At 29.1% G+C, this 23,013-nt stretch carries 25 protein-coding genes, 8 tRNA genes, 1 rRNA gene, 1 other RNA gene and 1 other annotated feature; of the genes, 31 read left to right on the top strand and 4 right to left on the bottom strand.

The window, feature by feature from the left end; all coding sequences use genetic code 11:
- From rrf to CRN98_RS16475, 13 genes are all read left to right on the top strand, one after another.
- Nucleotides 1-114: ribosomal RNA gene (rrf, locus tag CRN98_RS16415) — 5S ribosomal RNA — on the top strand; the annotation flags it as partial.
- A gap of 6 nt (nucleotides 115-120) precedes the next feature.
- Nucleotides 121-197 (top strand) — tRNA-Ile (locus CRN98_RS16420).
- A gap of 3 nt (nucleotides 198-200) precedes the next feature.
- Nucleotides 201-276 (top strand) — tRNA-Ala (locus CRN98_RS16425).
- 134 nt (nucleotides 277-410) lie between these two features.
- On the top strand, nucleotides 411-914 hold the full coding sequence (locus CRN98_RS16430) for an HD domain-containing protein (protein WP_097028508.1): 504 nt from the start codon (nucleotides 411-413) through the stop codon (nucleotides 912-914).
- 20 nt (nucleotides 915-934) lie between these two features.
- The gene (locus CRN98_RS16435) at nucleotides 935-1,450 is read left to right on the top strand and encodes a transcription repressor NadR (RefSeq protein WP_097028509.1); all 516 of its coding nucleotides are present in this window, start codon (nucleotides 935-937) and stop codon (nucleotides 1,448-1,450) included.
- A gap of 16 nt (nucleotides 1,451-1,466) precedes the next feature.
- Complete coding sequence (locus tag CRN98_RS16440) at nucleotides 1,467-2,633, top strand: DUF362 domain-containing protein (RefSeq protein WP_097028510.1); 1,167 nt, start codon at nucleotides 1,467-1,469, stop codon at nucleotides 2,631-2,633.
- 6 nt (nucleotides 2,634-2,639) lie between these two features.
- On the top strand, nucleotides 2,640-5,333 hold the full coding sequence (locus CRN98_RS16445) for a UPF0182 family protein (protein ID WP_097028511.1): 2,694 nt from the start codon (nucleotides 2,640-2,642) through the stop codon (nucleotides 5,331-5,333).
- A gap of 61 nt (nucleotides 5,334-5,394) precedes the next feature.
- Nucleotides 5,395-6,780, top strand: a complete 1,386-nt coding sequence (locus tag CRN98_RS16450; protein WP_097028512.1) for an NAD(P)/FAD-dependent oxidoreductase — start codon at nucleotides 5,395-5,397, stop codon at nucleotides 6,778-6,780.
- A gap of 22 nt (nucleotides 6,781-6,802) precedes the next feature.
- Nucleotides 6,803-7,162: a DUF1667 domain-containing protein gene (locus CRN98_RS16455; RefSeq protein ID WP_097028513.1), complete on the top strand. Its 360-nt coding sequence runs from the start codon at nucleotides 6,803-6,805 to the stop codon at nucleotides 7,160-7,162.
- A 56-nt stretch (nucleotides 7,163-7,218) separates the two neighbouring features.
- Nucleotides 7,219-7,418, top strand: a binding site (T-box leader).
- Nucleotides 7,419-7,492: 74 nt separating this feature from the next.
- Complete coding sequence (gene serS / locus CRN98_RS16460; protein ID WP_097028514.1) at nucleotides 7,493-8,773, top strand: serine--tRNA ligase; 1,281 nt, start codon at nucleotides 7,493-7,495, stop codon at nucleotides 8,771-8,773.
- A 130-nt stretch (nucleotides 8,774-8,903) separates the two neighbouring features.
- Nucleotides 8,904-8,994 (top strand) — tRNA-Ser (locus CRN98_RS16465).
- 31 nt (nucleotides 8,995-9,025) lie between these two features.
- Nucleotides 9,026-9,116, top strand: a tRNA-Ser gene (locus CRN98_RS16470).
- A 94-nt stretch (nucleotides 9,117-9,210) separates the two neighbouring features.
- Nucleotides 9,211-9,287, top strand: a tRNA-Arg gene (locus tag CRN98_RS16475).
- A 68-nt stretch (nucleotides 9,288-9,355) separates the two neighbouring features.
- Here CRN98_RS16475 and CRN98_RS16480 read toward each other — a convergent pair.
- The 3 genes from CRN98_RS16480 to CRN98_RS16485 all read right to left on the bottom strand — a co-directional run bounded on the left by CRN98_RS16480 (nucleotide 9,356) and on the right by CRN98_RS16485 (nucleotide 11,654).
- Entirely contained in the window at nucleotides 9,356-10,468 is a 1,113-nt protein-coding gene (locus CRN98_RS16480) for a sodium:solute symporter family protein (RefSeq protein ID WP_207653603.1), read from the bottom strand.
- Complete coding sequence (locus CRN98_RS17880) at nucleotides 10,410-10,655, bottom strand: hypothetical protein (protein ID WP_207653604.1); 246 nt, start codon at nucleotides 10,653-10,655, stop codon at nucleotides 10,410-10,412. Before CRN98_RS17880 ends, CRN98_RS16480 begins: the two co-directional genes overlap by 59 nt.
- A gap of 108 nt (nucleotides 10,656-10,763) precedes the next feature.
- On the bottom strand, nucleotides 10,764-11,654 hold the full coding sequence (locus CRN98_RS16485) for a phosphatidylserine decarboxylase (RefSeq protein ID WP_097028515.1): 891 nt from the start codon (nucleotides 11,652-11,654) through the stop codon (nucleotides 10,764-10,766).
- Between the two features lie 159 nt (nucleotides 11,655-11,813).
- On the opposite strand from CRN98_RS16485, the gene CRN98_RS16490 reads away from it, so the two are divergent.
- The 17 genes from CRN98_RS16490 to CRN98_RS16570 all read left to right on the top strand — a co-directional run bounded on the left by CRN98_RS16490 (nucleotide 11,814) and on the right by CRN98_RS16570 (nucleotide 19,795).
- Nucleotides 11,814-12,380 carry a TetR/AcrR family transcriptional regulator gene (locus CRN98_RS16490; RefSeq protein ID WP_097028516.1) on the top strand — a complete coding sequence of 189 codons (567 nt, stop codon included), beginning with the start codon at nucleotides 11,814-11,816 and terminating at the stop codon, nucleotides 12,378-12,380.
- A 103-nt stretch (nucleotides 12,381-12,483) separates the two neighbouring features.
- Nucleotides 12,484-12,560, top strand: a tRNA-Arg gene (locus CRN98_RS16495).
- A 91-nt stretch (nucleotides 12,561-12,651) separates the two neighbouring features.
- Nucleotides 12,652-13,095 (top strand): tRNA adenosine(34) deaminase TadA, encoded by a 444-nt coding sequence (gene tadA, locus CRN98_RS16500; protein WP_097028517.1) that lies wholly within the window; start codon nucleotides 12,652-12,654, stop codon nucleotides 13,093-13,095.
- Nucleotides 13,096-13,099: 4 nt separating this feature from the next.
- Nucleotides 13,100-13,191 (top strand) — tRNA-Ser (locus tag CRN98_RS16505).
- Between the two features lie 281 nt (nucleotides 13,192-13,472).
- On the top strand, nucleotides 13,473-13,733 hold the full coding sequence (locus CRN98_RS16510) for an aspartyl-phosphate phosphatase Spo0E family protein (RefSeq protein ID WP_097028518.1): 261 nt from the start codon (nucleotides 13,473-13,475) through the stop codon (nucleotides 13,731-13,733).
- Between the two features lie 113 nt (nucleotides 13,734-13,846).
- Nucleotides 13,847-13,936: transfer RNA gene (locus tag CRN98_RS16515), tRNA-Ser, on the top strand.
- 11 nt (nucleotides 13,937-13,947) lie between these two features.
- Nucleotides 13,948-14,213, top strand: an RNA gene (ffs, locus tag CRN98_RS16520) — signal recognition particle sRNA large type.
- Nucleotides 14,214-14,342: 129 nt separating this feature from the next.
- Nucleotides 14,343-15,959 carry a DNA polymerase III subunit gamma/tau gene (gene dnaX / locus CRN98_RS16525; RefSeq protein WP_097028519.1) on the top strand — a complete coding sequence of 539 codons (1,617 nt, stop codon included), beginning with the start codon at nucleotides 14,343-14,345 and terminating at the stop codon, nucleotides 15,957-15,959.
- Between the two features lie 92 nt (nucleotides 15,960-16,051).
- Nucleotides 16,052-16,393, top strand: a complete 342-nt coding sequence (locus CRN98_RS16530; RefSeq protein ID WP_097028520.1) for a YbaB/EbfC family nucleoid-associated protein — start codon at nucleotides 16,052-16,054, stop codon at nucleotides 16,391-16,393.
- A 24-nt stretch (nucleotides 16,394-16,417) separates the two neighbouring features.
- Nucleotides 16,418-17,014, top strand: coding sequence for a recombination mediator RecR (gene recR / locus CRN98_RS16535; RefSeq protein WP_097028521.1), 597 nt, complete (start codon nucleotides 16,418-16,420; stop codon nucleotides 17,012-17,014).
- Between the two features lie 62 nt (nucleotides 17,015-17,076).
- Entirely contained in the window at nucleotides 17,077-17,346 is a 270-nt protein-coding gene (locus CRN98_RS16540; protein ID WP_097028522.1) for a YaaL family protein, read from the top strand.
- A gap of 54 nt (nucleotides 17,347-17,400) precedes the next feature.
- Nucleotides 17,401-17,655: a pro-sigmaK processing inhibitor BofA family protein gene (locus tag CRN98_RS16545; protein WP_097028523.1), complete on the top strand. Its 255-nt coding sequence runs from the start codon at nucleotides 17,401-17,403 to the stop codon at nucleotides 17,653-17,655.
- Between the two features lie 157 nt (nucleotides 17,656-17,812).
- Nucleotides 17,813-18,505: a DNA/RNA nuclease SfsA gene (gene sfsA / locus CRN98_RS16550; protein WP_097028524.1), complete on the top strand. Its 693-nt coding sequence runs from the start codon at nucleotides 17,813-17,815 to the stop codon at nucleotides 18,503-18,505.
- A 54-nt stretch (nucleotides 18,506-18,559) separates the two neighbouring features.
- Entirely contained in the window at nucleotides 18,560-19,099 is a 540-nt protein-coding gene (locus tag CRN98_RS16555; RefSeq protein WP_097028530.1) for an NAD(+) diphosphatase, read from the top strand.
- 34 nt (nucleotides 19,100-19,133) lie between these two features.
- A complete protein-coding gene (locus CRN98_RS16560; protein WP_097028525.1) occupies nucleotides 19,134-19,313 on the top strand; it encodes a hypothetical protein in 180 nt (59 codons plus the stop codon).
- Nucleotides 19,314-19,330: 17 nt separating this feature from the next.
- Nucleotides 19,331-19,588: a hypothetical protein gene (locus tag CRN98_RS16565; RefSeq protein ID WP_143331313.1), complete on the top strand. Its 258-nt coding sequence runs from the start codon at nucleotides 19,331-19,333 to the stop codon at nucleotides 19,586-19,588.
- 18 nt (nucleotides 19,589-19,606) lie between these two features.
- Nucleotides 19,607-19,795: a hypothetical protein gene (locus CRN98_RS16570; RefSeq protein ID WP_097028527.1), complete on the top strand. Its 189-nt coding sequence runs from the start codon at nucleotides 19,607-19,609 to the stop codon at nucleotides 19,793-19,795.
- Nucleotides 19,796-20,437: 642 nt separating this feature from the next.
- Here CRN98_RS16570 and CRN98_RS16575 read toward each other — a convergent pair.
- Nucleotides 20,438-21,610, bottom strand: a complete 1,173-nt coding sequence (locus CRN98_RS16575; RefSeq protein WP_097028528.1) for a class I SAM-dependent methyltransferase — start codon at nucleotides 21,608-21,610, stop codon at nucleotides 20,438-20,440.
- A gap of 202 nt (nucleotides 21,611-21,812) precedes the next feature.
- Here CRN98_RS16575 and CRN98_RS16580 point away from each other — a divergent pair, with 202 nt between their 5' ends.
- Nucleotides 21,813-22,736 carry a GNAT family N-acetyltransferase gene (locus CRN98_RS16580; protein ID WP_097028529.1) on the top strand — a complete coding sequence of 308 codons (924 nt, stop codon included), beginning with the start codon at nucleotides 21,813-21,815 and terminating at the stop codon, nucleotides 22,734-22,736.
- Nucleotides 22,737-23,013 lie beyond the last annotated feature (277 nt).

The following is a 23,013-nucleotide window of genomic DNA, read 5'->3' on the forward strand; positions in this document are numbered from 1 at the left end:
GGTGATTATGGCTTGAAGGTAACACCCGTACCCATTCCGAACACGAAGGTTAAGCTTCAAAGCGCCAATGGTACTGCCGGGGAGGCCCGGTGGGAGAGTAGGTCGTTGCCAGATAAATAAGGATCTTTAGCTCAGTTGGTTAGAGCAACCGGCTCATAACCGGTTGGTCCGGGGTTCGAGTCCCTGAAGGTCCACCATATGGGGGATTAGCTCAGTTGGGAGAGCACCTGCCTTGCACGCAGGGGGTCAAGGGTTCGAATCCCTTATTCTCCACCAAACAAAATCCATGGAATTTCCATGGATTTTTTTTTATTGTTTACAAATTATTAGTTCACTTTTTATATAATATATATTAGAATTTAACTTAGGTGCTAAATATAACTGAACCTATAACAAAAGGAGAGGTTTAAATGAATTCGCATAGGATTAAGCAGTTTTACTTATCTATTACAGATAAAATGAATGAAGAAGATAAAACTTATATAAATAAGTATTTAAATAAAGAAGAACTAGTTTTATTTTATAAATTATCTAGTTCAGAACAAAAGCACTCTGTTAGAGTAGCTTATGATGTAGAATATATATGTAATAAGAACTCTTTAAATATAAATGAAATACAAGTGTTAATAAAGGCAGCTTTATTACATGATATAGGTAAAATATATCCTAAACTTAATTCTATTGATAAGTCCTTATTAGTTATATTTAATAAAATAACTAATGGAAACTTAAAAAAGTTTAATAAACTAAAGAAGATAGATGTATATTATAATCATCCAGAAAAGGGATATAATTTATTAAAGAATAAAGGATATGATAGTAAATTTCTTTATTTAATAAAAAATCATCATAATGAAAATACACAAAGAGACTTGTATCTAGATATTTTAAAATTTTGTGATGATAAAAATTAAAATTATATGGAGGATTCATAATGAATTCTAATAATAGAAGAGAAATTATAAAGAATATGTTGATTATATCGGAGACACCTTTAAAGGGTCAATATATTGCCGAAAAATTGGGAGTAACTCGTCAGATAATTGTAAAGGATATAGCTATATTAAGAGCAAAAGGTATAGAAATTATTGCTACACCAGATGGATATTTAATTAATAAAAAGATTAATGACTTGAAGGCTACCATTATTGCGGTTAATCACGAAGCTCTTGATATAGAAAATGAGCTTATAGCTATTATAAAGTATGGTGGAATAATACAAGATGTAATAATAGAACATCAGCTTTATGGAGAAATAAAGGCAATGCTAATGATAAAAAACTTATATGATTTAGATAATTTTATTAAAAGATTTGCTGAATATAAAGCAGAACCATTATTAGTGCTTACAAATGGTGTTCACTTACATACTATACTTACTGAAAATGAAGAGCAATTAAATAATATTATTACTGAATTAAAGACAAAAGGATATTTATTGGAAGGATAAAGGGTGAAAATGTATTATGAGGAGAGTATCTTTATTAAAATGTGACAGTTATCAAGTAAGTTCATTGGAGAAAACCTTAAGAGATGGTTTTGATTTATTGGGAGGAGATGAATATTTAAAAAAGCTTATCCCTTACAATAGTAAAGTTTTATTAAAGCCAAATATGTTAAGTGTAGAGAAATCGGGCTCTCCTGTAGTTACACATTTTGCTGTATTTGAAGCTGTAATAAGAATTTTGAAGGATTATTCTAGTGATATAAGTTTTGGAGATTCACCGGGATTTGGAGATTCTAGGAGGGCGGCAGAAAAGTCTGGAATGCTTGAAGTTGCAAAAAGATATAATGTAAAATTTGAAGATTTTAAAGAAGCTATACATGTGAAACATGACGATTCTATTTTATGTAAATCTTGGAATGTATCAAAAGTAGCATATGAATCGGATGTACTTATAACATTGCCTAAGCTTAAAACTCATGGAATGGCTTATTTTACAGGTGCGGTAAAAAATCAATTTGGATGTATTCCGGGAACTCAAAAAGCTACATGGCATACGAGAATGCCTGATGCAAATAACTTTTGCAAGATGTTATTAGATTTAAATAGCTTACTTCGTACGGATTTTGCTATATTAGATGGAGTAGTAGCTATGCAGGGAAATGGCCCTAAGAATGGGGAACCATATAAATTAAATACTATTGTCATGGGGGAAAGTTTAACTGCAGTCGATTCTGTAGCAGTTAGACTTATAGGATATGATAATCCTTTAGATATTCCAGTTTTAAAAGAGGCATTTGACTATAAATGGGATGCAGTACTTCCTCAGGATATTAAAGTATTAGGAGAAAGCATAGAAGATCTAAAGGTTAGTGATTTTAATTTATGTAGAAAGGGAGGAAACTTTTATTTTATAAATCCTACAGTAACAAACTTCTTAAGGCAAATGATAGCACCATATCCTTCTTTAATATATGATAAATGTATAAGCTGTAATAGATGTAGGGAAGTTTGTCCTGAAGATCAAAAGGTAATAAAAATGATATCTAAAGATAAAGAAAAGTTAATACCAAGTTGGGAAATGAGCAATTGTATAAGATGCTTTTGTTGTCAGGAATTATGTCCAACAGGTGCTATTGAGTTAAAATACAATACCTTAGCTAAAATATTAAAAATGGATAGGGGGTAATTATAATTGAAAAAGGGGGCCATTATAACTTCAATATTTATGGCTTTAGCGCTTATTATAACATTTGTTAGCAGTATAACAGAAATTATAATAAATATACAATGGTTCAAGGAGCTCGGATATTTATCTGTTTATTTCACTAAGCTCACTGCTACACTTAAAATATTTATTCCTACGTTTATTATAACTTTTTTAGGGATATGGGTTTATTATAAAAATTTAAAATCAAACCTATTGAAAAATAGTAGTATTATAGAAAATCCCAATAGTTATAAAAGAGAAAAAAGAATTTTTGTTTTAGTTAACACTTTATTTTCAGGAATAATAGCCTATATATTTTCTGAAAAATATTGGTATTATATTTTACAATTTAATAATTCTGTGAAATTTAATATTAATGATCCTATATTTAATAAAGATATATCTTTTTATATATTTAAAATGCCTTTTTTACAATCTATTTATTCAGCTATAATAACTCTTTTATTTGTTTTAATTATTATAACTTTAGCTTTTTACTTTATAATTATTACGAAGGAAAAAATGGAGTATGGAGGAATAAAAGGATTATTCAACAATAAGGAGAATATAAAAAAAGGAATTAATCTTTTTGCAGGGAAACAATTAGCAGTGTTGTCAGCATTGATTTTAATATCTATATCCATAGGGTTTTTATTAAAGTCTTGGAATTTAGTATATAGTGAAAGAGGGGTAGCATATGGAGCAAGTTATACAGATGTAAAGGTAAGTATTCTTTTTTATAAACTAATAATCATAGTGTCTTTAATATCATCTGTAGTTGTATTTGTATGTATATTAAAATCTAAATGGAAACCGATTATAATTTCTTTAGCGCTTATAGTATTCTTAGTAATTGGAGAAGGAATTACTGTATATATTACTGAGAATTTTATAGTTAAATCTAATCAAAAGACATTAGAGGAACCATATATAAAGTATAATATAGATTATACTAGAAAGGCATTTAAATTAGATAATATAAAAGAAATTCCATTTGAAGTAAAGAATAATCTGACCAGTCAAGATATGAAAAATAACAGGGAGACTGTAGAAAATATAAGAATAAATGCCTTTGAGCCAGCTCTTGAATTTTATAATCAGTACCAAACTATAAGGCCATATTATATTTTTAATGATATGGATATAGATAGATATAAAATTAATAATAAATATACGCAAGTATTTTTAGCTCCAAGGGAAATAAATCTTAAAAATATAGAACCTAATACATGGCAAAATAGACATTTAATTTATACTCATGGCTACGGATTATCGATGAGTAAGGTTAATTCAGTAACAAATGAGGGGCAACCTTCTTTTGTTATAAAAGATATACCATCTATAAATGATACAGATATAAAGTTAGATAATCCTCGTGTTTATTTTGGAGAAAAAACCAATGATTATGCAGTAGTTGATACAAAGCTTAAGGAATTTGACTATCCACAAGGAAGTTCTAATAAAATAAGTGAGTATCAAGGTAATTCTGGCATAAAAATGACCTTTGCTAATAGATTACTATTTGCTTTGAATAAAAGAGATATTAACTTTTTAACATCTAGGGATATAACAAGTGATAGTAAAATATTAATAAATAGAAATATATTAGATAGGGTAAATAAAATAGCACCATTTTTAACATATGATAAGGATCCTTATGTTGTTGTAAATGATGGTAAGTTATATTGGATTATAGATGCATATACCACAAGTAATAGATATCCTTACTCACAACCTTACAATAATGTGAACTATATAAGAAGTTCTATTAAAGTAATAGTAGATGCATATGAAGGAGATGTAAGTTTTTATATAGTAGATAAGGAAGATCCAATAGCATTAAGTTATTCTAAAATATTTCCTGGGCTATTTAAGGATATTTCCACTATTCCAGCTAACTTAAAAGATCACTTTAAGTACCCAGAAGATATATTTAGGATTCAATCTAAGGTTTTAGAAAAGTACCATATGACAGATACTATGGCGTTTTTAAATGGAGATGATCTATGGGAAGTATCAAAAAATGAAAAAACATTGCAAAATGAAAAATCTGTGGATGAAGCGCCTTATGTAGTTATGAAGCTTCAAGGGCAAGAGAAGGAAGAAATGATGATTATGGAGTATTTCAATATGAAAAGTAGAAATACTATGTCATCTATGCTAGGAGCTAGAATGGATAATGGGAATTTAGGTGAACTTGTTATGTATCGCTTTCCTTCAAATAAGACAATATATAGTCCATATTTCTTTAAGCAAAAATTAAAACAGGACCCTGTAATATCAAAAGAACTATCACTATGGGGAACTGGTGGATCAGAGGTTATATTTGGAGATACTATAATAGTCCCTATAAATAATTCCTTAATTTATATAGAATCTTTGTACTTGAGAGCAAGCGGTAAGAATAGCGCACCTGAAGTAAAAAGAATTATATTGTCTTATGGAGATAAAGTAGTTCTTGCTGAAAATATAGAGTCTGGAATTAAACAATTATTTAATTTTAACGAAGAAGATTCTAGTGTTAATGTGCCTTCTGATAATAAAAATAATAATAACGAACTTTTAGATAATGCTAAAAGTCTTTATAATAAGGCAATTGAGTCACAAAGAAATGGTGATTGGGCTAAATATGGAGAATATATAAATCAGTTAGGAAAATTGTTAAATGATATGAAATAATCAGTATGTAAAAAGATAAGTATTTTACGTACTTATCTTTTTTCAGAAAGGAGTATACATAATGGATTATGATGTACTTATATTAGGCGGAGGTATTATAGGATGTGCAGTTGCATATGAACTTTCTAAATACACATTAAATATAGCTGTAATAGAAAAAGATTATGATATAGCAGATGATGTAGCACTTGTAAATGCAGCAGTTATATATGATGGACTAGAATGCAATGATGAGCTTATGTCGAAGCTTGAAATGCTTGGGAATTCTATGTATGATGAATTATGTTCTAAAATAGATGTACCTTTTAAAAGATGTGGGACATTTATAATTGCAGAAAATGAAGAAAGTGAAAATAAATTATTAAATATATACAAAAGAGCTTGTGAAAGAGAAATAAATAATATATCCTTGCTTAATAAAGATGAAGTATATGATATAGAACCAAATTTAAATCTAAATGTTCATAAGGCAATTTATTCTAAAAATACAGGTGTAGTATGTCCTTACGATCTTGCTTTAGCTTATGGAGAAATTGCTTTTGATAATGGAGCTAATTTTAGATTAGAAGAAGAGGTTTTAGATATACAAAAAATAAATAAAGGATTTAGAGTAATAACCAATAAGAATAAATTCACATGTAAAATGGTTATAAATACAACCCCAGCACAACATTATAGTATAGATTCTAATATAGAATATACTTATAAAAATAAAAAAAATTTAAGTTGTTTCTTATTTGAAAAAGATTCTAAATATAATTTTAACAATATAATTTCTACACTCACAGTAGATGGAGAACAATCATTTGTAGTTCCAACAGTACAAGGAAACACAGTGCTTGGTTTAAGTTCCAATAATATTTTAAGGTATAATGAAACCTTAAGAAAAAGTTCAAGAGTAATGAAGAAAGTAAATGAAAATAAGATAAATACTTTTTATCACTGGCCTATTTATAAAGATACTATAATAATAGATGAAAGTTTAGTAGATGAAGGATATATAAAGGTTGTAGGAAAGCATTATGGACAAATCACTATGACTCCGTCTATAGGAAAATTAGTATGTGAAACTGTAATAAATAATATAAATTGTAAGCCTAAAAGGGAGTTTATTAATAAGAGAAGAGAGGTATATAGATTTAATAATTTAAACAATGAAGAAAGAAATAAATTAATAAAAATGAATAAGTCTTATGGCAATATAATATGCTATTGTCAAAATATTACTGAGGGTGAAATAATTGATGCTATAAGAAGGCCACTAGGAGCTAGAACCATAGAGGGAATTAAAAGAAGAACAGGAGCTACTTTTGGTACTTGTAAAGGAGCAGAATGTTTTAGTAAAATAGTTACAATACTTGCAAGGGAAACAGGAAAAAAGCTTACGGAGATAGTTAAGGATTCTAAAAACTCTAAAATTATTATGAGCAGAATTAAAGAGTTTTAAAATCGGTAGGGGGATTTTATAAGTGTTGAATGAATTTATATGCAAGGGTTGCAATGAATATTGTTGTATAAATATAGATGAAAATGAGAAAGATATAGAACTAAAGGGACATCTATGTGATAAGGCTTTTGACTATGTTAAATATAAAATAAAAGCTAAAAAGGATATTTTTACGTCTTTAGTTAGAATAAAAGGAGCTTGTTGTAATGTTGTACCTGTTAAAAGTAATAAACCATTAGATAAAAGTTTATGGCTTGAATGTTCTAAGGCGTTAAGTATGCTTCATGTAGGAGCACCTATAAAAATTGGTGATATTGTATGCCATAATTTATTAAATACTGGAATAGACATAATATGCACTAAAAATGTTTCCAAAGAATAAAAAAGTTGACATTAAAAAATATTCTATATATAATTAAAGTTAATTTAATTATTGTATATAAACCTATGAAAAGGCTAGTAGCAAAATATAAGTTAAAGAGAGTCAGTGGTAGGTGTAAACTGATACTTTATGCTTTGTGAATCCACCTTGGAGGGACTGTGATAAAGCAGTACGGTAGTAAGCCGTTATATTTTAGAAAGAGGATTAGATTAATCTAATCAATTAGGGTGGCAACGCGGAGTCTTTCGTCCCTTTTTAGGGAGGAGGACTTTTTTTATTTGCTTTAAATATGAAAATTTTAATATAAATATAAATTTAGGAGGTACTAACATGTTAGATTTAAAAAGAATAAGAAACAATCCAGAGGAAATTAAAAATGCTCTTGCAAATAGAGGAGAGGATTTTGATGTAACTGCTATTGATAGAATAGTAGAGTTAGATGAAAGAAGAAGACAAATATTAGTTGAAGTTGAAAATCTAAAAAATAGAAGAAATCAGGAATCTGCTAAAGTTCCTAAACTTAAAAAAGAGGGAAAAGATGTAACGGAAATTATGACTGAAATGAAAAAACTAGGAGATGAAATAAAAGGTCATGATGAGGAACTTTCAAAGGTAGATGAAGAATTAGAATATATAATGCTTAGAATACCTAATATTCCAAATCCAGCGGTTCCAGATGGAAAATCAGATGAAGATAACGTAGAAATAAGAAGATGGGGAGAGCCAACTAAATTTGATTTTGAAACTAAGGCTCATTGGGATTTAGGAGTAAACCTTAATCTTTTAGATTTTGAAAGAGCAGGAAAAGTAACTGGTTCAAGATTTACATTTTATAAAGGAGTAGGGGCAAGACTTGAAAGAGCAGTTATAAGCTATTTTTTAGATATGCATGTAGATAATCATGGATATACAGAAATATTACCTCCATATATGGTAAATAGAAAGAGTATGATTGGTACAGGACAGCTTCCTAAATTTGAAGAGGATGCATTTAAGGTATCAAATGATGATTATTTCTTAATACCAACAGCAGAGGTTCCAGTTACAAACTTATATAGAGATGAAATATTAACTGGAGAAGAATTACCTATAAAACATGTAGCATATAGCGCTTGCTTTAGATCAGAGGCAGGATCAGCAGGAAGAGATACAAGAGGACTTGTAAGACAGCATCAATTTAATAAAGTAGAACTTGTTAAATTTACAAAGCCAGAAAATTCCTATGAGGAGCTTGAAAAGCTAACTAATGATGCAGAAGAGGTTCTACAGGGACTTGGTATACCTTATAGAGTAGTTAGAATATGTAAAGGTGATCTAGGATTCACTGCTGCTTTAAAATATGATATAGAAGTATGGATGCCAAGTTATAATAGATATGTAGAAATATCAAGTTGTAGTAATTTTGAAGATTTCCAAGCTAGACGTGCTAATATTAAATATAAAGAAACTCCAAAGGATAAACCACAGTTTATTCATACTTTAAATGGTTCTGGTGTAGCTGTAGGAAGAACTGTAGCAGCTATTTTAGAAAACTTCCAAAGAGAAGATGGAAGCGTTGTTGTTCCAGAAGTATTAAGACCTTATTTAGGTGGAAGAGAAGTTTTAAAATAATTAAGTTTTAGATATTCAAGGATTTATCCTTGAATATCTTATTATTATTGACATAAAAATATTACTAAAAATTTTTAAAAAAATTGTTGACAGATGGCTATATTGCTGATATAATTTATTTTGTCAACACGGAAAGATGGTCGAGTTGGTTTAAGGCACCGGTCTTGAAAACCGGCGTACGGGTGACCGTACCCAGGGTTCGAATCCCTGTCTTTCCGCCATTTTTGATATAATTTTTAATTTGTAGGACATGGAGAAATACTCAAGTGGCCGAAGAGGCGCCCCTGCTAAGGGCGTAGGTCGGGAAACTGGCGCGAGGGTTCAAATCCCTCTTTCTCCGCCATGAAGCATCTAGGTTACTAGGTGCTTTGTTAATTTGTTTTAAATTTATATTTGATTTTTACAATAATTTATGTTAAGATAGTTATGATAATTATGCGGTGGTAGCTCAGTTGGATAGAGTAGCTGGCTACGAACCAGTTGGTCGGGGGTTCGAATCCTCTCCGCCGCACCATAGAAAGTACCTGTAAATTAATATTTACAGGTACTTTCTTTTTTATAATATATTTAAAGTAATATTCATTATTTTGTATCTAATGGAGGCGCTAATTTATTACTTACTCTTATTTCAATGTAAGATGTAATAAAAAATGCTATAAGTGAACTTAAAGAACCTGCAATAATAGCTAAAATTCCATAAGGTTCTTTCATTACCTGCCAATATATACCTACTGTACTTCCTACTAAAATTGAAACGATGCCTGCGTGTTTTGAACATTTCTTTAAAGATAAACCTAATATAAATGCTGCAAAAGGACCAGCAGCTCTTAACATAAATGAAAATATATTTAGAGTTATAATGTTAATTTGGAATAATGCAATACACATTGCAAGCAAACCTATTACAACATTACTTATCCTGGTCATTTTAATCATGGTATTATCACTAACACTTGGATTTATATATTTTTGGTATAAATCTTTTGTAAGTATTGTAGAAGCACATAGCATATCAGAATCAGCACTAGACATTGTAGAAGCAATTATTGCTGCACATACAATTCCAGAGATCCATTGTGGCGAATGGCTAAATACAACTGTAGAAAGTGCTTTACTTGGATCAATGGTTGGAAATGCCGCAAGAGCAGCTATTCCTATTAGTGCTGGAATAAATGCAAATAGCGCCATGAAAAGTGAAGACATAAGAGTAGCTTTTTTACCGGTTTTTTCATCTTTGGCTGCAAAAACTCTAGATACCATTTCTGGTCCAGACATGAATGTTATGAAATATTGACCTATTAAACTAACTATTGTAGCAATACCCATTCCGTTTATGGACATTTTTGCAGGAGGAACTTTGGATACTATAGTTTCCCATCCACCTACACCATTAATTACAAAGGGAAGAGCTATTAAAAGTCCAAAGAATATTATTGCCCATTGAAATAAATCAGTAAAGGCATCAGCCCAAAGACCACCCATAACAGTATAAACTACAGTAAATAAACCTCCAATTATAATGGCAATCTTGATGTTAATTCCTACCAAAGCAGAAATGATAATCCCAGAAGCAAGGATTTGAGATGCTGTTAAACAGAAAAGAGATACTATATTTAATATAGAAGTAATTATATGGCTAGTAGTACCAAACCGAGGACATTCCCCAATTTCCATAGGCTTTACTAGCAAGTCCAACGGTACTTCCACCACCAATATTATTAGCTGCTAAACTACATGCTACCATAATTGCTGGTAATGATCTACCGGCCAGCATATAGTCAGTACTATCTTTTATTAGGAATTTGTTTGTGAAAAAACCTATAGAAAGCATAAGTGTTAGATAACATATAGTAATGATAAGGGGGATTAAGTGTAAAGTCATGTTAGTTCCTCCTCTAAAAAGATATAATGATTAATATATATTCATAAGGTGCTAAAAAATAACTAAAAATCCAGCAAGTTTTTCCTTGCTGGATTTTTTATATTTTTATTAATTATATTTTACTCCTATCTTTTCTCCCATAAGTACCTTACACTCATATCCTAAATTACTTTGAAGTAGTATATCTTCATCTATTTTAACTTTATTCTTTTCTAAAAAAAGTATAACTGTAGAGCCGCCAAATTTAAAATATCCCTTTTCATCACCTTTGCTTACTCTTTCGTTAGGAGTATAGCTTTGAATAATAGATCCCACACAAGTTGCTCCTACTTCCATGTATAATACATCTCCAAAGTTATCAGAATGAAATGTGCTCCATTCCCTTTTATTTTCGCAAAATATAGTAGGGATTTTATTTAAAGCAATGGGATTTACTGAGTAATAACTACCTTTAACCTTTGAAGCATGTTCACAAATACCACCATCTATAAAATGAAATCTATGATAATCTGTAGGACATAACCTTAATATAATCATTGAACCATTATTATATTTTTTAGCTATAGCTTTATCAGGAATTAAATCATGTAAGCTATAAGTGAAGCCCTTTACTTCAACTATTTTTTCTAAATTTATATTTTCATATACTGTAATTCTTCCGTCCCCAGGTGAAACAAATGTATTTGTGATTTTTTCTATAGGACGAGCTGTAGGATGAAGTTTTCTAGTAAAAAAATCATTAAAGTTTATAAAGCTATCAGTAGCGGTAATACTTTCTCCAATATTTATATCAAAATCATTTATAAATTTTTTTATTTTATTTTTACTAATACTCATGTCACAATACTTTCCATATATATAAGAAAAGAGCTTTTTCTTAATAAACAATTCTAAAAATCTAATTCCAACTTTCGTAGAATATATCCAATTTAAATATTTATCTCCAGATACTTTTTCTACTTCATATGTTTTAGTTTTTCTATTATAAATTTTTATCATAAATACAAATGCCTCCAAAATTATCAATATAAATGCACTATATAACACATCTATATTAATATATCATATTTATATTAATTTTAATATTGAGTTATATATAATTTCTAGTATAATTAAATTAATATACTAAATTGTATAAAAATTAACGGAGTGAGCAAAATGAATAAAACTAAAAAGACAATATTTGAATCGGCTATAAAGGTTTTTTCTACATATGGATATTCTGGAGCTACTATGGATGGAATAGCTGCACAAGCAGGACTTGCTAAAGGTACTTTATATTATCACTTTGATAGTAAAGAAGAGATATTTAATTATATAATAGAAGAAGGGATGAATTTAATAAAAGAAAGAATTCAAGAAACGGTAGATGAGCAAAGTGATTCTTTATCAAAATTAAAGGCATTAATAAAAGTTCAATTAAATATGTTTTATGAGCAAAGGGATTTTTTTAAGGTTATTATGAGCCAATTATGGGGCCAGGAATCAAGGCAAATAGAACTAAGAGAAGTAGTTAATGAATTTATAAAGAATATAGAAGGATATCTAGAAAGGGCCATGAATGATGGATTTATTAAAAAAGGAGAAACGGCTTTTATGGCATATACAATTTTCGGATCTTTATGTTCTACTGCAATATATGAGCTTATAAATGAAGACGGCATAAATATAAATGATATATTTGAAAATATAACAGAATATATTTTAAGTGGAATTCAAGTTTAAAATATATGCGAGTATTAATTGATAGAAAATAATGTAAGTATATTGACATAAAATTTATTTTGTAATAAACTTTTATATGTAAAGTTTAAATTTACTATGCTATGCGCTCGTAGCTCAGTAGGATAGAGCGTCCCCCTCCTAAGGGGAAGGCCGGGGGTTCGATTCCTCTCGGGCGCACCAAAGTTTATTTGAATAAGTACTACTGGATTTAATAAGATTATGAAGCTTATTTAGTCCGGTATTTTTATTTATAAAATAAAGAGAGATAATAATGAAAAATAATTTTTTGTTGGAAGCAATAAAAGAAGCTAAAAAAGCTGAAGATCTAGGCGAAGTACCAGTTGGAGCTGTTATAGTAAAAGATAATAAGATTATAGCAAGAGCTCATAATATGACAGAAAAGTTAAAAGACCCCACAGCTCATGCTGAGGTTTTAGCTATAAAAAGAGCGTGTGAAGTTATTCAAAATTGGAGATTAAATGGATGTGAACTATATGTTACATTAGAGCCATGCCCTATGTGCGCAGGTGCTATATATCAAAGCCGTATAAATAAAGTCTATATAGGAACATTTGATTCTGTAAGTGGTGCATGTGGTTCAGTAATAAATGTATTGCAAAATAATTATTTAAACAGTAATATAGATGTAAGATGGATCTATAATGAAGAATGTAGTATCCTATTAGAAAAATTTTTTAAAAGTAAAAGAAAATGATTTTGGAGAGATGTCCGAGAGGTCGAAGGTGATTGACTCGAAATCAATTGTACGGGTAATACCGTACCGGGGGTTCGAATCCCCCTCTCTCCGCCAATAGAAATTTATAAGAAGTTATTACTGATGGTAACTTCTTTTTTTTATTCAATAAAATATCATCAATAAATGTAGAAATATAAGTTTTGATGAAATAATATAAGAGTATTTACAGAAATATAGATTACTTTATAATATGAACCAATATTTACTTAATATTACAAAACTGATATAATTAAAATAAGATTTGTGTTATTAAAACTTGATTTATTTTTTTAATAATGCCTTCTATATACAAAACTACTATTTTACAAAGGAGCTTTAATTAGGGAGGTTTTAAGATGATGATTTGTGAACATGCCTTAGTTGAAAATAATATTTTTTTTAATGATAGAGAATTAAGGGTAAACAATGATTTAATAGATAAAAAATATAATTTACATAATATAAAAAAGAAGATTGAAAGCGTTAGAGAGCTTTTAAATGAAGTAACTTGTGATATAGATAATAAAGAAAAAAGTGAAGAAATATTAAAGGTAAGTCAATATATGGACAGGCTATTAAATGAATATAATGTCATAATAGGAAGTAATAAGTTATAAGTTTATAATAAAATATTTATAAAAGCTATTGCAAATATAAAAATCACATAGTATAATAGGATTTGTCGTTAGAAAATGACATAAAACTTAATAATTATCATGAGTAAATCCGTGGAAAGATGTCCGAGTGGCTTAAGGAGCACGCCTGGAAAGCGTGTGTAGGGGAAACTCTACCGGGGGTTCGAATCCCCCTCTTTCCGCCATATAAACTTTGCCGTGCTAGATGGGGAGTTAGCGGTGCCCTGTAACCTGCAATCCGCTATAGCAGGATTGAATTCCTCGCTTAGGCTATAACTTGTGAGGTCTGACCTATACAAGTGACGTTGAGAGCTGGGTCCCACGCAACGGAAACTCATGAACCCCGTGAGGTCCGGAAGGAAGCAGCGGTAAGTGATAATTTTCGTGTGCCGTGGATTAACCTGGCTTGAGTTAACTATATAGGTAACGCTCATAGGTTATATGCCAAGGCGAGGTGCACGGTTTAAATAGTGATTTTAGCACAATAAACTCAAGTTTATTGTGCTTTTTATTGCATTTAAAATAATAAATTAAATTTATATAATTTTAAAATATTTGGGAAATTTAAAATTTGGTTAAGAGGTGAAGTTAATGGGCTATACTGCTCTTTATAGGGAATGGAGACCTAGAAGTTTTGGGGATGTAGTAGGACAAAAGCATATTACAATAACACTGCAAAATCAAATAAAAAATAATAGAATAGCTCATGCATATCTTTTTTCAGGTACAAGAGGTACAGGAAAAACATCTACAGCTAAGATATTTGCTAAAGCTGTTAATTGCCTAAATCTTAAAGATGGAGAACCTTGTAATGAATGTGATATATGTAAAAAGATAAATTCAGGAACATTGATGGATGTTATAGAATTAGATGCAGCTTCAAATAACGGAGTAGATAAAATAAGGGAAATAGCAGAAGATGTTAATTATCCTCCTAGTGAAGCTAAGCATAAGGTGTATATAATGGATGAAGTGCATATGTTATCTCAAGGAGCTGTAAATGCATTTTTAAAGACATTAGAGGAACCGCCTCAAAATGTTATATTTATACTTGCAACTACAGATCCCCAAAGGCTTCCAATTACAATACTTTCTAGATGTCAAAGATTTGATTTTAAGAGAATAAGAAATGAAGATATATTTGAAAGATTGAGGTTCATAGTTAAAGAGCAGGGTGTATTTGCAGATGATAAAAGTCTAAGCTTAATTGCACGTATGTGTGATGGTGCTATGAGAGATGCATTAAGTATATTAGACCAAGGAATTTCAATGGGAAATGGTAAGGTAGAGTATGAAAGTTTACTTAATATGCTAGGGCTTGTAACTAATGAAAATTTACTAAAACTTACAACGGGCATTATAGAAAAGGATATAGAGTCATCTTTAGGTATAATAGATGAGGTAGTATTAACGGGTAAGGATATATATTATTTTATAAAAGATATGATAAATCATATGAGAAATTTACTTATGACTAAGGTAACTGAGAGTCCTGAAGAAATTATGGATATGTCTGAAGAAAATATTAAGGATATTAAAGAACAATGCAAAAAAATAAGAGTAGAAGAAATAATGAGGAATATAAGAATACTACAAGATGCAGAAGAACAATCTAAATGGACTAAACAGAGTAGAGTTTATTTAGAGCTAGCTGTAATTAAGATGTGTAAGATAGAATATGATGCATCTAATGAAGTTATTTTATCTAGACTTAATAAAGTAGAAGAAGCCATGAGATCAGGGGAAATAAAGATTAACGCAGAATCTATAGTTACTAAAGTGGTGAATAAACCTCAGAGTGAAGAAGAGGAAATAGTAAAGGAAGAATCTAAGATTCAATCTATAAATAAATATAATGAAAATTCTAGTTTAAATTTAGATAAGTTAAAGAAATTTTGGAAAGACATACTAGAAACATTTAAGGCCAGAAGGCATATGGTATTATATGCATCTTTAATTACAGGTGAATTAATTGGATGTGAAAGTGGAGTAATAACTATAAGATACGATAAGCAATATGCATTTAATAAACAAAGATTAGAAAAGGATCAAAGTAAAAAAATAGTAGAGGAAATATTTTCAGATATACTAAAGGAAAAAGTGAAAATTGAATACTCGGTGGAAAAAGATGAGGGTATGCAAAGATCTCCAGAACAATTATTAAAAAGTGCATTTGGAGAAGAAATAGTTGAAATAATAGATGAATAGCTAAAAGGAATTTACACTTTATATGTAATAATGTAAAATAAATAATTGTATATTTAGTTTAAACTTATTTAAAATAAAAGGAGGAATATATAATGGCTAAAGGTGGATTACCTAATTTCGGTGGTGGAAATATGAATAATTTAATGAAACAGGCACAAAAGTTTCAAAAGCAAATGGAAGATATGCAAAAACAATTAGAAAAGAAAAATTTTGAATTTAGTGCAGGTGGTGGGGCAGTAGTAGCTGTAGCTACTGGTAAAAAAGAACTAGTTGATATAAGAATAGACCCTGATGTACTTGATCCAGATGATGTAGAAATGCTTCAAGATTTAATCTTAAGTGCATGCAATGGAGCATTAAAAAAGGCTGAGGAAGAAACTGCTAATGAAATGAACAAGTTAACTGGAGGATTAAACATACCAGGAATGTTCTAAGTTACCTAAGTTGAGGTGAGTTAATTGGAATTTTATCCAATAGCAATAGAAAAGCTTATAGAAGAATTTGCAAAGCTTCCAGGCATAGGATATAAAACAGCACAAAGACTTACATTACATGTATTAAACTTACCGAAGGAAGAAGTAGAAGAGTTTTCTCAGGCACTTATTAAAGCTAGAGGAACTATAAAATATTGTTCTGTATGTGGCAATTTCACAGATAAGGACCCTTGTGCTATATGTGGTAATCCAAGTAGAGATAAGAGTACTATTTGTGTAATAGAGCAGCCTAAGGATATTATGTCTTTAGAAAAGGTAAGGGAATATAATGGGACTTATCATGTGCTTCATGGTACCATATCACCTATGTCAGGAAGAGGACCTGATGATATAAATTTAAAAGAACTTATAAGAAGAGTTAATGGAGATATAAAAGAGATTATAGTAGCTACAAATCCGAATGTAGAAGGCGAAGCTACTGCTATGTATATATCAAAGATATTAAAGCCTTTCGGTGTTAAAGTAACAAGAATTGCACATGGTATACCTGTTGGTGGAGATTTAGAATATGCAGATGAAGTTACACTAGCTAAGGCTTTAGAGGGAAGAAGAGAAATATAAGGAATAAACCTCCTGTTTTATGTCAAAGATTAATTTAGAACATAAAATAGGAGGTTTTTTTTATGGAACATAATTTATGGGTAAGATTAAATAAGGACAAAAATTACACTGAAGAGGATAAAGAACTTATAAAAGCTATAATGGAAAGTCAGGATGAAATATATAGGGCGACAAATTACTTTCAGTTAGCAAAAGAGCCTATACTTATAGATTATGCAATATATCTTGAACAAGCTGCAAAGGCTAAGTATATATATCTTTTAAATCAAGCTAAGAAAAGAAATATAAAAATTAGCTATAAATACGTTTTAAAAGAGGCAAATGAAGTATAATTTATTTATAAGATAAATAAATTAATAGTAGGATAAAAAAATGGGGGGATTTCTATGGAATATATAGGATATTTTTTGGTGGCTATAATAGCTCTTATAATTATAGTAAAACTATTTGCATGGCCTATAACAATATTAATTAAATTGGTGCTAAATGCAGTAGCAGGAGCGGTATTATTATTTTTAGTTAATTTAGTGGGATCATTAGTTAACTTTTCCATAGGTATTAATGCTATTACGGCACTTATTGCAGGATTTTTTGGAGTGCCAGGGGTAATAGTTTTAATAGTTTTAAAGTTATTTATATAATATTTTTAAATTATAATTATGATAAATTATAAAAAAGACGTAAAGAATAAATATTAGCTTTATGTCTTTTTTATATATAGATATAATTATTCTTGTGTATGATGTGGATAAATTAAAAATGGTTGTGTATAATTTATAGAGAAGTGGAGAAAATAGTATGTTTATAAATAAAAATATAATTACAGGAGAATTTATTAAAAGGCCAAATAGATTTCAGGCTTATGTTATTATAAATGGAGAGGAAACAATGGTTCATGTTCCTAATACGGGACGATGTAAGGAAATTTTGATTCCACATACCAAAGTGGTGCTACGTGAAGAAGATAATCCTAATAGGAAGACTAAATATGATCTTATTGGAGGATATAAAGGAGATAAATTTATAAATATAGATTCACAAGTACCAAATAAAGTAGTAGAAGAAGCTTTGAGAGAAGGAAAAATAAAGGAACTTGAAGAGTATAATATAATTCAAAGAGAAAAGACTTTTGGAAATAGCAGGTTTGATTTTAAATTGGAGAATTTAAAGGGTGAAGAATATTACTTAGAAGTAAAGGGTGTAACTTTTGAAGAAGATGGAGTTGTGAGCTTTCCTGATGCACCTACAGAAAGGGGAAGAAAACATCTCTTAGAGTTAATTGATGTAAAGAAAAGTGGTAGAGGGGCAGGAGTAATATTTGTTATACAATTAGAAGATGTTATGTTTTTTACGCCTTATGATGATATGGATAGGGAATTTGGAGAAGCTTTAAGACTTGCAAGTGAAAATGGAGTAGATATATTTGCGTACGATAGTTATGTAGGAGAAAATTTTATAACCCTCAAAGATGAGGTTGAAGTAAGATTATAAGTTTTAATTGAGGTTGAAAGGTAGGTGAAAGGTTCTATTTGTAGAACTGACCATATGAAATTTAAGTTTTGTCCTAAATGTGGAGGAGAATTAACTGAAAAATATAGTTGGGATGAAGGAGGAGTCCCTTATTGCCCTGTTGATGACATAATGTATTTTGACACACCAAAGCCATGTATAATAGTAGCTGTTATTAAGGAGGATAAAATACTTCTTTTAAAACAAAGTTATATATTTAAGGATTCAAAGGTACTTATATCTGGATATGTAAGTAATGGAGAAAGTGTAGAGGAAACAGTATATAGAGAAGTCTATGAAGAAACAGGCATAACTGTGGATAAGGACAGTATAAAATATTTAGGAAGTCATTACTTAAGCTCTAAGGAAATAGTGATGCTTACATTTATGGCTAAGTATGTACAGGGAGAAATAAAGAAGTCAGAAGAAGTTGAGTGGGCTCAGTGGGGAATGTTAGAAGATGCTCTTTGTGAAATGAAAGAAGATGAAATAGGAAAAGATGTAGTTAAAAAGGTTTTAAAGGAAATAGGATACAATGGTGATAAGGCTTATATATGTGATATAGATTTAATTTAAAATATAAGTTAATAAATGTTATAAGGAGAGGTATATGATATATATAGGAGGAAACTGTAATAAGTGTCCTGATTATCTAGGAAATAAGTGTGATGGTCAAGATGGAATATGTATGTGTAGAAGATGTCCTAGAAATTTGGGAAAGTGCATAATAACTAAATATTGCAGTGAAACAGAATCAATATTAGATGTAAATGAAAGCATAGATATTTAAATGTCTATGTTTTTTTTATGCATTATTTTATAACTTATGGAAATAATAATAAAAGCATTGAGCGAGTACTTATAAAAGAGGGTGATAAATTGAGATTAGAGGAGCTTAAGATGCTAGTAGCAGAAAACTGTCCGGGTTATGAGCCCTTAGCCTCAGTATTTCTTTCAGATGTAGGAAACATAATTGACACCTGTGATAATTGCGATAACTATGTAGAAGAAAAGTGTATAGTAAATTTATTTGATCCAATTAAACGTAAAATTAATAGAAATTAATTTAGGGAGGAATAAAATATGGGAAATGCTTTTGAAATGATAGCGGTAGGTAACAATTGCCCTGGTTATACACCTATGTATGATGGATTTCAAGCTATTTCAGCAGAGTCAGAAACTAAAAGTTGTAGAAACTGTAGCCATTTTGAAAAGGGGATTTGTAATATAGACTATTATGACAAGGTTGTATCTAGTTTAGATCAGGCATAATGTACATAAAGACAGCGAAAAAATGCTGTCTTTTTTTGTATATAATTATAATAATTAATGTTATAATTATATAGATATATTATGTTAAACTATGGTATAATAGGAATATATAATAATTAATTAATAGATTTTCTATATAGGTTTATTTATCATTATTTAGAAAGAAACAGAATCTATAAGAGATGAAAATTTTTATAATTATATAAATCTTATGTGCGGATAAGGTTTAATAGATTTATATTAATATATAAATTTTAATAAGTTTTTTGCTCCAAATGTGACCTGCGATAAAACTTAAAACTTCAAATTAAAAAAACCTCTGTAAAATTGTCTTTGTTAATATGTTTTAAGGGAATAGGTGGCATTTTCAAAAGGCATAACTTATGTTCTTATAATTCTGTGGATATAACATTTTCCATATTCTATTTTATCTATATAACACCCTAGGTTGTTAACCTGGAAGCGAATGAAGGTGTTTTAATATTCATTATTTATAGTTAATTTAGAAAATGGAAGTAAAGTATAAAGGCAGCTTTTATACATTGGAAGATGTATAAAAGCTGCCTTTGAATTTTTATAATAAAATTATACATAAAAATGTAATAAAATATGAAAATAAGATAAGTAAACTAGTTTATTTTTTTACCACTGATTTAAAAATCTATATAGCGCAGGGTTAATATTTAAATCAGTAGTAAGTTTTAAATATTCCTCTAAGACTCTGTTATCGAAATCTTTTGTTTTAAGAGCTCTTATCATTAAATTTTTAGGGGTTTCTAAAGGTGAAATATATTCAACTACGGATACATCATATCCATAAGCCTCTAGCATTAAGGAACGAAGCCCATCTGTAAGTACATCAGCCATTCTAGCTTTTAATATTCCATGCTTTAATATACCTTTAAAAGGAATGTAAGAGTATTGATTTAATAGCTCTCTATGACAACAAGGAACAGCTATTATAACATCTGACTTTACTCTAATACCTAAGGCCAAAGCCATATCCGTAGCGGTATCACAGGCATGAAGAGATATAACTACATGAATTTTTTTATCAGGTACATAATCTTTTATATCTAAAGCTTTAAACTCCATATTTCTATAGCCTAAGTTTTCAGCCATCTCTTTAGAAGAATTAATTACAGTTTCTGATATATCTAACCCTATGAAAAAACACTTTCGTTTTTTTACTTCTGTTAAATAATAGTTTAATACAAAAGTTAAGTATGATTTCCCGCATCCACAATCTAATATATTTATTGTTTCATTAGAAGGGAGTTTATCTAAAATTCCTTCGAGCAACTCAACATAATGATCTATTTGATTATATTTCCTTATCTTATCATTCCTAATCTTACCATCATTACTCATTATACCTATTTCTTTTAAAAGTATGTCAGCCTCTCCTGTCTTTATATAATAATCTCTATTTAAAAGAGTTGAGGTTTTTGTATGAGACATAGCATTATCTCTATCTATAGAATTTTTCGAATCTATATTTTTTAATGATACATTCTTATTAGAAGCTTCGATTAATACTCCTCCTCCTCTTTCGTTATATGCAAATGATAATGATTCATAGTGCTCGCTTTCATCTATTATGTTTTTGATAAGTTGCTCTATAGTAAAGGAGTTGGTTTTACCATTAAAGTTAAATGATAATATATTATCATTTAACTTAGCTATACCTTTAAATTTTTTAAGACCTGCAGTAAATTCTACTGTTATATCTAAGAATATACTAGAATTTTCTTTAAATTTATTTTCTATACCCATAAAGAAAAAACTAAGTTTATTTAATGTTTGTTTGTTCATAGATAAATCACCTAACCTTCATTTTTATATTTGCAATTAATAGTAAACATAAAATATATTAATATTAATAGTTTTTATTGTAAAGTAAAAAATATGATTATAATATAATATTAAGGGGTTTATTGTGGTAAAAGGATTATGTGAAACTGAATTTAAGGGAATATAGAATTTGGACGAAATAACAATAGAGGGGGGACCGTATATGCAAAATGATGTTTGTATAACTTCTACAAGTAATAAAGGAGAATATATTATTAAAGATAATATAGGTATTACGCTAGGAAGAATTTATGTAATAGATTGGAATGCTGAAAGTAAATATTGTTGTATAAGAATAAGATTTTATAAGCAAGATAAGCCAAGACTTTTATTTAAGGCAGTTGATGAGTTTTTAAATCAAGTTTTTAATAAGGACAATATTAAAAAGATAAATATATTGGTTAAGGAAGATGAAAGTATTGAATGTTTTGGTGAATTAGGATTTGAATTAGAAGGAGTTATTGCTAATAACTTATATGAAAATAGAAGTTATAAAAGTGAATTTTTATTTGGATTAGAAAAAATAAATTATAAAAAAGAAAACCTATTAAGAAAAATCACACTTACTGGAAAGGATATACAATTAAAAATATTAACTCCCGAAAATTCTCATGAAATATTAAATTATTATTTAAAGAATAAGGATCATTTAAGTCCTTATGAACCTACCAGAGAAGATCAATTTTATACATTAAAGTTTCAAAGGGATATATTAATAGAATCATATAAGCAATATCTAAATGGCGAGGCTGTGAATTTTGGAATATATAAAAATGACAAGCTTATTGGAAAAATTCAATTATCTAATATAGTATTAGGGATTTTCAGGAGCTCTTTCGTAGGTTATTCAATGGATGAAGACGAACAGGGGAAGGGTTATATGAAAGAAGCTTTAAGATTAGTTACAGAATACGGCTTTGATGAGTTTAACTTACATAGAATAGAGGCATCAGCATTAGTTGATAATAAAAAATCTCAAAGTGTTCTAAAGGCATGTAACTTTAAAGAACTTGGCATTAATAAAAATTATCTTTTTATAAATGGGAAGTGGAGAGACCATATAACTTATTATATATTAAGGGAATAGTATATCAACTTTATCTAGTGTATCCTCTATAGAAATTAGAATTAATTCGTAGATTTATAGAGGATTTTAGATTTAAATTGAAGTATTAAGTGATTACAATGTTATAATGATAAGCTTATGTGATACAATAATCCATGTTGTCGCAAGAAACGACAAACAAGTCGACAAAGATTTAAAAAATATTTTAAAAAATTGTTGACAAGAAGAAAAAGAAATGTTAATATGTAAAAGTCGCTTGGAGCGACAGGGTCTTTGAAAATTGAACAGAGAATAGAAA

This window comes from Clostridium peptidivorans (assembly GCF_900205925.1).
Classification (GTDB): Bacteria; Bacillota; Clostridia; order Clostridiales; family Clostridiaceae; genus Clostridium_AK; species Clostridium_AK peptidivorans.